The organism is Streptomyces sp. NPDC031132 (assembly GCF_055570595.1).
In genome coordinates this window covers 107,178-117,060 of record NZ_JBVIGX010000008.1, presented here as the reverse complement: position 1 = coordinate 117,060, position 9,883 = coordinate 107,178, and the positions used below count along the sequence as shown (strand labels likewise).

Here is a 9,883-nt window from a genome sequence, read left to right as displayed (position 1 = left end):
CCGTACATGTTCCGCTCATGTGCCGCCGGACATCTCCCGTCCGAACCCGACAGCTCACCTCGCAGTCCACCCCCACCCCCCCCCCCCCCCCCCAACCCCCCCCCCCCCCCCCCCCCCCCCCCCCCCCCTCCCCCCCCCCTCCCCCCTCCCCGCCGCCGTTCGGGCGTGGCCCCGTGAAGGCACGGCCCTCAGTAGCCCGCCTCGGCGCGGCCCGAGTCCGCCGAGATGTCCAGCCGGCCCGGCGCGGCGGGGTCGTCCATACCGGGGGCGACGTCACAGCGGCCCGTCCCCGCCCGGTCCGTGACCCGGAACCGGGTGGCCGTGGGCACGGTGAGCCGGATGTGGCCCGCGCCCGCCCGGGCGGTGACCTGCTGCGGCGGGGCGGCGAACCGGGCGACGGCCGAGCCCGCCCCGGCCCTGAGCTCGGCCTGCGGCGAGGTGAGCCCCGAGGCTTCGAGCGAGCCGGAGCCGACGCTCGCCCGCAGCGGTCCGCGCAGCGCGCTCAGCCGGAGCTGCCCGGCGCCCACCTCGGCGTCGACGGCGCCGCCCAGCCCGCTGATGTCCACCGTGCCGGAGCCCGCGCTCACCTTCACCGGTAGGCCGGCGGGCACGGTGATGCCCAGGTCGACCGAACAGCCGAGGCCGGTTTCCACGACGGCCCCGACCGCCGGACAGCGCGGCGTCAGCTTCAGGGTGTCGCCGAGCCAGCTCTCCTCGATCTCCGGAGCGGTCAGCGACCAGCGCACCTCGGCCCGGTACACCACCTGCCCGTCGGAACGGGGGGTGACCCGTACGTCGGCGCCACCCGCATCGATCTCCACCGCGGCCACCGGCCGTTCGCCGCTGCCGCCGCTCAGCGTCCCGCTCTCGGTGGACGTGTACGCCCAGACCTGCCAGGCGGCCGGGGCGACGACGAACACGGCGCTCAGGACCGCGGCGACGATCCACGCCACCCGCCGCGGACGCCACCCGTCTGCGTCGCCGCGTCCGCCGCCGCCCCCGCTCACGAGGTCCCGTCCAGGAAGCGCAGGACCGCCAGCACCCGCCGGTGATCCCCGTCGGCCTGCGGCAGGTCGAGCTTGGCGAGGATGTTGTTGATGTGCTTGGCGACCGCGCTCTCGCTGATGACGAGCTGCGCCGCGATCCCCGCGTTGGAGCGCCCCTCGGCCATCAGCGCGAGCACCTCCCGCTCGCGCGGGGTGAGCCGCTCCAACGGGTCGATGCCCCCGCGCCGCAGCAGCAGCTGCGAGACGACCTGCGGGTCGAGCGCGGTGCCGCCGGCCGCGACCCGCTTGAGGGCGTCGATGAACTCCTCGACGTCGGCGACCCGCTGCTTGAGCAGGTACCCGATGCCCCCGGTCCGGCTGGCCAGCAGATCGGCGGCGTAGCGCTCCTCCACGTACTGGGAAAGCAGCAGCACCGAGGTCCCGGGCCACTGCCGGCGGATCATGAGGGCAGCGCGCACGCCCTCGTCGGTGAAGCCGGGCGGCATGCGGACGTCGACCAGGGCGAGTTCGGGCCGGTGTTCGGCGACGGCGGCGAGCAGGGCCTCGGCGTCCCCCGTCTCCGCGGCCACCTCGAACCCGGCCATTTCGAGGACCTTGACCAGCCCTATTCGCAGCAGCACCGAATCTTCGGCGATCACAGCCCGCACGGCAGCTCCACAGTCACGACGGTCGGGCCCCCGAGGGGGCTGTTGATCAGAATGGTTCCGTCGACCGACCCTACGCGTTTGCGCAGGCCCACCAGCCCGGTGCCGCGGGCCGGGTCGGCGCCGCCCACCCCGTCGTCGGTGACGGTGATGCGCAGCAGGTCGGCGTCCCGGCGGGCCTCGACGCGGCAGCGGGAGGCCTTGGCGTGCTTGGCGACGTTGGCGAGGGCTTCGGAGACGACGAAGTAGGCGACGGCCTCGACGGTGGGACCGGGCCGGTGCGCCAGCTCCACGGTCAGTTCGACGGGCAGGGGGGCCCGGGCCGCGATCCCGGAGAGGGCCGCGTCGAGTCCGCGGTCCTCCAGGACGGCCGGATGCAGGCCGCGTACCAGGCTGTTGAGCTCCTCGATGGCCTCCTTGGCCTCGCGGTGGGCTTCGTCGATCACGGCCTTCGCCTCGGGCGGCAGGTCGGTGAGCGTGGCGCGGGCGATCCCGAGGTTCATGGCGAGGGCGACCAGCCGCTGTTGCGCGCCGTCGTGCAAGTCCCTTTCGATCCGGCGGCGTTCGAGGTCGGCGGCGTCGAGGACGCCGGCCCGGCTCTCGGCGAGGTCCTCGACGCGGCGCTCCAGCTCCCTGGCCCGGTTGGGTCCGAGGAGGGCGGCCGCGGCGAAGGCGTCGAGCCGGGCCAGGGCGGCGGCCGCCCAGGGGGCGGCCAGCAGGAGCAGGACGCCCAGTACGGTGACGGCGTCGTAGCCCTGGGTCCAGCCCGGGCCGCGGTCCTCGACGGGCAGCAGCCACGACCAGGCGTAGACGGTGGCCCCGGCGACCCCGCACGCCCAGGCGAGGACGACCAGGGCCCCGCCGGCCCCGGCGAGCGGGCTGACGAGCAGGTGGTACCCGTACTGCCGCCAGGTCGACTCGGAGCGCAGCCGTTCGAGCAGCCCTCGCGGGCGCAGCGGCCGGTGCGCGTACCTGACGGCGGGTATCTCCAGCTCCACCAGCTCCCGGAACCGGCTGCGTTGCAGCAGGGTGAGCAGCGGGCTCAGGAGCAGCATCACGAGCAGTGCGGCCGCCCCGCGCCCCGGCGCCACGACCGTGTACGTGAACGCGGCCACGGCGGGCAGGGCCGTCGGGATCCCGGCGACCGTGAAGGCGGTGCCGCGCCAGGCCCACGCCGACCAGGGAGCGTGGGCGGCCATCCAGCTGGTGGTGCGCCGCAGCGCCCCGGAAAGTCCCATGCCCGTACGGTAATCGCACTGGTCAGAGCCGCTCCACCACCCTGGTGCCCGCCCGGTGGTGCAGCCAGTGCCACCCCCGGTCCGGACGGTGCCGCTACTGATTTCGATCTTCCGCACGACCAGAGTGGTCGCCGTGCCCGGGGGACGGACCCCCGGGGCCGGAAGGAGCTCCACCGCCATGACCCTCGTCGCCCCGCGTTTCCACGCCCGCCGCACGCCCCGGCCGGCCACGCTGCTCAGCGGCGCCGGCGTGGCCCTCCTGCCGTGGATGGTGGTGCTGGCGAAGACGCTGCCGCAGACCGCGGAGGTCTCCAACTGGTCCACCGCGTGGATCGGTCTGGACGCGATGCTCGCCGCAGGACTGAGCGGTACGGGGCTGCTGCTGAGGCGGCACGATCCCCGCGCGGCGCCGCTGGCCGCGGCGACGGCAGCGCTGCTGGTGATGGACGCCTGGTTCGACGTGACGACCTCTGCTCCGGGCGGTGCCCGGGCGACGGCCCTGGCCCTGGCGGTGTGCGCGGAACTGCCGCTCGCGGCGGTGTGCGCCGCGGTGGCGGCCCGCCGCCCGCACCCCGCCTAGGCTCCGCCTACGGCTGTGCCTGGACGGGGTGGCCGTCGGCGTCGGTGGGTTCCCTCTGGGTGGAGAACCTGGAGACGAACACGTCGAAGAGGCCGTCCGGACGCCGGGTCAGTGTGGCCCCGTCCTGCCAGACGCCGTTGTCCGCCCACCACTGGCTGCCGTACGGGTCGCCCTGGTTCTGGTGGATGTTGTGCATGCCGAGCCCCTCGTCGAAGGGCTCGCCGAAGACCAGGACCGGCCGGCCGGGCACGAGGATCGGCTCCAGCGCCGCGGAGGCCTCCAGGTAGGAGCCGGAGATCCAGGGCCGGGGCGGGCTCAACCGGTCCAGGATGCGCTGGTACCACTGCGGCGGGTGTCCGCCGAGGAGGCAGCCGGGGCGGTCCGCGAGCGCCGGGTGCCGGAGGTAGTCGAGCGCGCCGGATCCGGACGTCCGGGCGAGGTCGTGGTAGCCGGGTGCGGGCGAGGCGACCGGGTCGAGCACCGAGGCGTGCAGGGTGAAGACCTTCCACTGCACGCCGGTCGTGGACTGCTTGCTGTCCACGTCGACGGCGCACGCGTAGCGGCCCGCGGGCGTGTCGACCTCCAGGTGGACGTGGAACCAGCGGCCCTGGTCGTCGGGCCGGTCGCGGAAGTGGCGGTGCAGGGTTCCGGACAGCACTCCGTAGTTTTCGAGCGGCATGCCGCCAGTGAACCACCCGGCCCGCCCGTCGACGGACGCCACCCTGGCGTGTCCGCGCCGATCCGGCGCCCATGGCGAACACTTGACGGAACGTTGACTGCCTCCGGAGCGAGCCGCCCCGGACCCGGTGGCTACGGTCCCTCTCATGCCCCTACCTCCTCCCCTCCCGGTCCTCCCGTACCGCAAGCCGACCCGCGGGCGCGACTACTGGGTACTGGACGACGTACTGCCGGATCCGGGCGCCGTACGGGAGCGCTGCCTGGCCAAGGACGACTGGACCGAGGGCCATCCGCACAAGCCCGAGAGCTGGCCGGGGCTGCGCGCCATGCCGGGGCTCGAGCCCGAAGAACTGGCCCTGGTGGAGCGGCTGGTGCGCAAGTCGACCGGCGCCCCGAAGATCTGGGCCGAACGGCCCGCGGGCGGCGGCACGTTCAACCACAACTGCGTCCAGGTCGTCGGCGAGGGCGAATCCGAGCCGCGCCCGCACACCGATTCGCGGACCCTCTGCCGCTACGCCGCCGTGCTCTACCTCAACCCGAAGGTCCCGAAGGACTGCGGGACGAGCTTCTACCGCCAGAGCCTGCCCGGCGGCGCCCTGGGCGGCAACCAGGTGATCGCACCGCACAACAACCTGGTCGACGCGCTGGGCACCCGCTTCGTGTCCCCCGACTCCTTCACCGAGGACGTCCGGATCCCCCACCGCGCCAACCGGCTGCTGCTCTACTCCGCGAACCTGATCCACAGCGCCACCGGGTACTTCGGGCAGACCCTGGAGGAGAAGCGGATGACGGCCGTCTTCTTCTGGCAGGCGTAGACAGCGGCGCGGGACGCGGGCAAGTGTGACGGAAGTCTGACGGACTGCCGCCGGGCCTGGTGCCGGGGCGCCGGCGGTGGTCGAATCGGCCCGTGAGCCCAGCACCTGCACCCGTACCCGCACCACCCGACCCCGACGGTCAGGGCGCGCCGGTCGGCCGCCGCCTGGTCCTCGGCATGGTCGGGCTCGGCGCGGCCGGCCTGATCGGCGCCCCTTACCTCCAGGGCGGTTTCGAGAGCTTCCTCGGCGCCGCCGCCGACAAGGACCCCACCGGCCTCACCGGGCTGCTGCCGAACGGCGGCGGGTTCCGTTACTACTCGGTGGCCGCTTCCGTCCCCCGACGCGGCCCCGAGAGCTACCGCCTCACCGTCGACGGCCTGGTCGACCGCCCGATGGCGTACACCCTCGACGCGCTGCAGCAGCTGCCGCAGACCCGGGTCGTACGGGACGTCCAGTGCGTCACCGGCTGGCGGGTTCCCGGCACGCCCTTCGAAGGGGTGCCGCTGACGCGGCTGCTCGACGCCGCCGGGGTGCGCCCCGAGGCCCGGGCCATCCGGTTCAGCTGCTTCGACGGCACGTACACGGAGAGCCTCACGCTCCCCCAGGCCCGCCGGGACGACGTCCTGGTGGCGCTGCGCATGCAGGACGAGCCGCTGGGCCACTCCCACGGCGGTCCGGTCCGGCTGTACGTCGCCCCCATGTACTTCTACAAGTCGGCGAAGTGGCTCTCCGGCATCACCCTCACCCGTGACGTCGAACCCGGCTACTGGGAGCGCCTCGGCTACGACGTCGACGCGTGGGTCGGCCGGTCGAACGGACGCGATGATGCCCCGACCGTCTGATCCCGTGCAGCGGCACGCCGAGCGGGTCTTCCGGTTCAGCCGCGCCGAGCGGTGGATCCACCGGGCCACCGCCGCGCTGATGGGCCTGTGCGTGGCCACGGCGGGCTGCCTGTACCTGCCGCCGCTCGCCGAACTCGTCGGCCGCCGCCACCTCGTCGTCACCGTGCACATCTGGGCCGGGCTGCTGCTCGTCGTACCGTTCCTGCTGGGGCTCGCCTCGCGGGCCTTCCGCGCCGATCTGCGGCGCCTCGGCCGGTTCGGGCCGCACGACCGGGTCTGGATGCGGGCCGCCCTGCGGCGCGACCGCGTGACCGAGCGGCCCGCCGGGAAGTTCAACGCCGGGCAGAAGGTGTACGCGGGCTGGCTGGCCGGGGCGGTGCTGGTCATGGCGGGCACCGGCGTGCTCATGTGGTGGACCGGCCTCGTCCCGGTCGCCCGGCGCACGGCCGCCACGTTCGTCCACGACTGGCTGGCCCTCGCCCTCGGCCTCGTGCTCGCCGCGCACATCGGCAAGGCCCTGGCCGATCCCGAGGCCCGGCGCGGGCTGCGTACGGGGTCCGTCGGCCGCGCCTGGGCCGAGCGCGAGCACCCGCTGTGGCAGCCCGAACGGCCCGAGCAGTGAGGAGGGGCCGGCCGGCACGGGTCGCGCGCCGGCCGGGCCCCGCCGGGGCCCGGGCTCAGCCGCCGTCGCGGACCGCGACGATGCCGTTGAAGACGCCGACGTACGCCGTGCCGTCGGGGCCGAGGGTGATCGGCGCCCAGTTGTTGTCGTACAGGGGCCCGGTGCCGGTCAGCTGCCGCCAGCGGCGCTCGCCGGTGCGGAAGTCCACCGCCGTCAGGTACCAGGCGTCGATCCCCCAGGCGTTGGGCTCCTTGTCGTAGAAGTAGAGCAGCCCGTTCGCGGTGGACAGCTTCGGGACGACGGAGGGCGCGCGGATGCCGCTCTGCCACACCGTGTCGCAGCCGCTGCCGTCGGCGCGGACGTCGATCCGGCTGACGCCGCCGACGACCGACTTGCCGAGCAGCAGGCTGGTGAGGTTCTCGTAGCCGTAGTTGTTCTCGACGACGATGCTGTTGCCCCAGGTGATCAGGGAGTTGTCCGTGGTCGATGCGCCGCTGCCGAACACCGGGACCGTGCAGACCAGCCGCCGGTCGGCCGGGACGTCCGCGCCCCGCCGGTAGACCAGGACGTTCATCCGGTCGTCGGCGTTGTCGGTGATGGCGACGTAGCCGTTGCCGAAGAGGTCCGGGGTGGTGCCCGAACCTTGGTTCACGGAGCCGGGTTTGGTCCCCGTGCCGCGGTCGTACGTCTGGCGCCACTGCACCTCGGGGGTGCCGTCGGCGGCGGCGCGGAAGCTGTAGAGGGCGTGGTCGGAAACGATCGACACACCGTCCTCGGCGACCGAGAAGGAGTTCTGGATCTCCTCTCCGGGGAGGCGGATCGAGCGGATCTGCGAGGTCTGCGGATCCACGGTGCCCACGCGGCCCTGGCGGGTGACCCACCAGATGCGGCCGTCCCAGTCGGGCATCACGGAGGTGACGGGGTCGCAGGTGCCGCTGGGCCGCAGGTTGGTCCAGGTGACGCAGTCGTGCGGGACCTGGCCGGTGAGGTCCCAGTCGTCGTCGACGGCGAACGTCCAGCTGCCGTCCGGCTGCCGGGTGTGCGAGAGGCGCAGGACGTGCTGGCGGGAGTCGGCCAGGACGGCCCGGTCCTCGTTGTCGAGGTAGAAGTAGGCGCCGCCCGAGGTGTCCTTGAAGATCTTCGAGAAGTCGAGGGAGGTGATCGCCTCGACCGTCGAGGAACGCTGCGGGAGCTGGTGTTCCGCGAGCGTGGCCAGCGTGCGGGGATCGAGGAGCTTGACCTTGAAGCCGGAGAAGGTGCCGCACACCGTGACCAGCCTGCCGCCCGTGTCGAAGGTGGCGGTGGCGCATTCGCCGCCGAGCGCCGCGATCTTCTCGCTGGTCACCCGCGGGTTCCTGCCGAGCGGCCCGGACCAGGGGGAGGTGGCGCTGCCCCCGGCGTCGGAGTGCATGCCGCTGCGGCCGTTGGGCGCGAGGAACGGGTGCTGGGGCGGGGCTTCGCCGGGCAGCGGGGCGGCCTCCGCGGGGGCGCCGTCGTAGTGGCCGACCAGGCGGTGGCCGGGGGTCTGGGGTATCTCCTCGGCCTGGGCCGGGGAGATCCCGTGCATCGCCGTGAACACGATGAGGGCGGGGACCACGGCGCAGTTCAGCGCTCTTCGGAACATCCGGACCTCCTCCGTTCTCTTCAGTTCCTCTTGACAGTGCGTATGACATCGCGCCGCCGCCAGACGCTAGATCGCACCGCATGAGGAGTCCATGGAAGAGCCGGATGATTCACGAAGGCGCAACAGTCGATCAAGCCGGACCGGCGCCCGCCTACGGGCGCAGGCCGGAGACCACTTGGGCGGTGGCCGACAGGCCGTCGTGGATGGTTGCCGCCATGCTGCTGCTCGCGAGGTAGAAGCCGAGCAGCGCGCAGACGAGCGCGTGGGAGAACTTGAGGCCGCCGCTGCGCATGAAGATCCACGCGAGGACGAGGAGCAGCACGACCACGGAGAGCGAAATCACCATCGATACCTCCTTAGGCGGCGCCATCGTGGCGCAGGAGGGGGTGCCTTCGGGCGAAACCCGTGTCCGCCGTACGGGTGTTGACCGTCCGTGACGGGCGAGCGGTGCTTGACGATCTCTTCCCGGCGGGTCGTACGGCCGCGCCGCCGAGCGAGCAGGGCGGGATCGCGGCCCACCGCGAGGAGGCCGGCCCCGGTGTCGGCGCGGGACGCCTCGACCACCCCCACCAGGGCGGCCGTGGTCGAGGCGTCCTCCATCGCCACCATCGCGTCGCAGACCGGCCGGCGTCGGCGCAGCACCAAGGCGCGGCCCGGACGGGCGCGTTGCAGCCGGCCGTCGTCGGCCTCGTGGGGCGCGGGGTGAGCAGATCCGCGCCGAGAGCGACACGCGCGGCCAACTCGGGTACGGCCTCGTCCACTTCCGCACGGGTATTGCCGCGCCGCCCGCGCCCGTGCCATACATGTCTAGACCTTTACGAGGAAGCGGATGCCGAGGAGGGCCCCCCGTGCGACGCACCGCCCCCCTGCTCGCCCTCTGCCTGGCCGCCACCGGGCTCGCGGCCTGCACCGCAGCCGACACCACGCCCCCGCCGGCCCCGGCCGGGATCACGGCGCAGGCCGGCAGCGCCACCTCCGTGCACGTCATGTGGCAGGCGGCGGCTCCGGCCGACGGGGTGACCAACTACCAGGTGTTCCAGGCGGGCCGGCTGGTGCGCGAGCTCCCGGCCGACAAGACGATGGTGGACGTCACCGGGCTCACCCCGCAGACCGCCTACGCCTTCACCGTCCGGGCCCGGGACGCAGCCGGCAACGCCTCCGCCCCGAGCGCGTCCGCCGCGGCCACCACCCCGGCGGCCAAGGCCGAGGACCGCCGGGCCCCCACCGCCCCCGCCCGCACCACGGGCCGGGCGGACGGGCCCCGGGCGGCCACCCTGTCCTGGGCTCCCGCGACCGACGACACCGGCGTGACCGCGTACGACGTCTACCAGGGCGGCATCCGGATCCACACGGCCGGCCCCGCCGAGACCGGCACCACCCTGACGGGCCTCCAGCCGGACACCGTCTACACCTTCACCGTCCGCGCCCGCGACGGCGCGGACAACTCCTCCCCCGACGGCCCGGCGGTGGACGTGACCACCCCGCCGTCCGCCGGCCAGGGTCCGGGCACCGCGCCCGCCGAGTTCACCGCGACCGCCTCCCCCGGCGCCGTCACGCTGACCTGGACCGCCCCCGACACCGGCCGTCCGACCGCCGAGTACGAACTCCACGTCAACGGACGGCCCGTGACCGTCATCCAGTTCGGTGCCGGCGCCGTGCCCCCGTCCGGGGCCGCCCGGGTGGAACACCGGCTCACGGTGACCGAGCCCGCCGGCACGCCGTGGACGCTCAAGCTGCGCGCCCGGCTACCCGACGGCAACTGGGGGGCCTTCTCCGCGGAAAGGCGCATCGTACTCGTGCCATGAGGCGGACGGCCGATGCCCCGGCAAGGTG

The 9,883-nt window shown here is 73.9% G+C and carries 11 protein-coding genes; 5 read left to right on the top strand and 6 right to left on the bottom strand.

The window, feature by feature from the left end; all coding sequences use genetic code 11:
* Positions 1–188: 188 nt before the first annotated feature.
* From ACZ49B_RS14625 to ACZ49B_RS14615, 3 genes are read right to left on the bottom strand one after another with little or no spacing between them, the layout of a single operon-like run.
* Positions 189–953, bottom strand: coding sequence for a DUF4097 family beta strand repeat-containing protein (locus ACZ49B_RS14625; RefSeq protein ID WP_468305158.1), 765 nt, complete (start codon positions 951–953; stop codon positions 189–191).
* Positions 954–1,003: 50 nt separating this feature from the next.
* The gene (locus ACZ49B_RS14620; RefSeq protein ID WP_468305155.1) at positions 1,004–1,654 is read right to left on the bottom strand and encodes a LuxR C-terminal-related transcriptional regulator; all 651 of its coding nucleotides are present in this window, start codon (positions 1,652–1,654) and stop codon (positions 1,004–1,006) included.
* Positions 1,642–2,889 (bottom strand): sensor histidine kinase, encoded by a 1,248-nt coding sequence (locus ACZ49B_RS14615; RefSeq protein WP_468305153.1) that lies wholly within the window; start codon positions 2,887–2,889, stop codon positions 1,642–1,644. Before ACZ49B_RS14615 ends, ACZ49B_RS14620 begins: the two co-directional genes overlap by 13 nt.
* Before the next feature lie 178 nt (positions 2,890–3,067).
* On the opposite strand from ACZ49B_RS14615, the gene ACZ49B_RS14610 reads away from it, so the two are divergent.
* Complete coding sequence (locus ACZ49B_RS14610; protein WP_468305150.1) at positions 3,068–3,469, top strand: LPXTG cell wall anchor domain-containing protein; 402 nt, start codon at positions 3,068–3,070, stop codon at positions 3,467–3,469.
* A 7-nt stretch (positions 3,470–3,476) separates the two neighbouring features.
* Here ACZ49B_RS14610 and ACZ49B_RS14605 read toward each other — a convergent pair whose 3' ends face one another.
* Complete coding sequence (locus ACZ49B_RS14605) at positions 3,477–4,148, bottom strand: DUF2278 family protein (protein ID WP_468305147.1); 672 nt, start codon at positions 4,146–4,148, stop codon at positions 3,477–3,479.
* Between the two features lie 145 nt (positions 4,149–4,293).
* Here ACZ49B_RS14605 and ACZ49B_RS14600 point away from each other — a divergent pair, with 145 nt between their 5' ends.
* The 3 genes from ACZ49B_RS14600 to ACZ49B_RS14590 all read left to right on the top strand — a co-directional run bounded on the left by ACZ49B_RS14600 (position 4,294) and on the right by ACZ49B_RS14590 (position 6,426).
* Positions 4,294–4,962 (top strand): DUF6445 family protein, encoded by a 669-nt coding sequence (locus ACZ49B_RS14600; protein WP_468305144.1) that lies wholly within the window; start codon positions 4,294–4,296, stop codon positions 4,960–4,962.
* Positions 4,963–5,138: 176 nt separating this feature from the next.
* Complete coding sequence (locus ACZ49B_RS14595; RefSeq protein WP_468305569.1) at positions 5,139–5,804, top strand: molybdopterin-dependent oxidoreductase; 666 nt, start codon at positions 5,139–5,141, stop codon at positions 5,802–5,804.
* The gene (locus ACZ49B_RS14590) at positions 5,788–6,426 is read left to right on the top strand and encodes a cytochrome b/b6 domain-containing protein (protein WP_468305142.1); all 639 of its coding nucleotides are present in this window, start codon (positions 5,788–5,790) and stop codon (positions 6,424–6,426) included. Before ACZ49B_RS14595 ends, ACZ49B_RS14590 begins: the two co-directional genes overlap by 17 nt.
* A gap of 55 nt (positions 6,427–6,481) precedes the next feature.
* On the opposite strand, the gene ACZ49B_RS14585 is transcribed toward ACZ49B_RS14590, so the two are convergent.
* Entirely contained in the window at positions 6,482–8,050 is a 1,569-nt protein-coding gene (locus tag ACZ49B_RS14585; RefSeq protein ID WP_468305139.1) for a hypothetical protein, read from the bottom strand.
* A 151-nt stretch (positions 8,051–8,201) separates the two neighbouring features.
* Entirely contained in the window at positions 8,202–8,396 is a 195-nt protein-coding gene (locus tag ACZ49B_RS14580; protein WP_053790200.1) for a hypothetical protein, read from the bottom strand.
* Between the two features lie 502 nt (positions 8,397–8,898).
* Between ACZ49B_RS14580 and ACZ49B_RS14575 the strand changes: the two genes are divergently transcribed.
* Entirely contained in the window at positions 8,899–9,855 is a 957-nt protein-coding gene (locus ACZ49B_RS14575; protein ID WP_468305137.1) for a fibronectin type III domain-containing protein, read from the top strand.
* Positions 9,856–9,883 lie beyond the last annotated feature (28 nt).

What these genes read in the sequence shown, in the direction of transcription:
- ACZ49B_RS14615 (WP_468305153.1), bottom strand. Translation starts at nt 2,889, where the DNA reads ATGGGACTTTCCGGGGCGCTGCGGCGCACCACCAGCTGGATGGCCGCC.
- ACZ49B_RS14580 (WP_053790200.1), bottom strand. Translation starts at nt 8,396, where the DNA reads ATGGTGATTTCGCTCTCCGTGGTCGTGCTGCTCCTCGTCCTCGCGTGG.
- ACZ49B_RS14610 (WP_468305150.1), top strand. Translation starts at nt 3,068, where the DNA reads ATGACCCTCGTCGCCCCGCGTTTCCACGCCCGCCGCACGCCCCGGCCG.
- ACZ49B_RS14585 (WP_468305139.1), bottom strand. Translation starts at nt 8,050, where the DNA reads ATGTTCCGAAGAGCGCTGAACTGCGCCGTGGTCCCCGCCCTCATCGTG.
- ACZ49B_RS14595 (WP_468305569.1), top strand. Translation starts at nt 5,139, where the DNA reads ATGGTCGGGCTCGGCGCGGCCGGCCTGATCGGCGCCCCTTACCTCCAG.
- ACZ49B_RS14600 (WP_468305144.1), top strand. Translation starts at nt 4,294, where the DNA reads ATGCCCCTACCTCCTCCCCTCCCGGTCCTCCCGTACCGCAAGCCGACC.
- ACZ49B_RS14590 (WP_468305142.1), top strand. Translation starts at nt 5,788, where the DNA reads ATGCCCCGACCGTCTGATCCCGTGCAGCGGCACGCCGAGCGGGTCTTC.
- ACZ49B_RS14605 (WP_468305147.1), bottom strand. Translation starts at nt 4,148, where the DNA reads ATGCCGCTCGAAAACTACGGAGTGCTGTCCGGAACCCTGCACCGCCAC.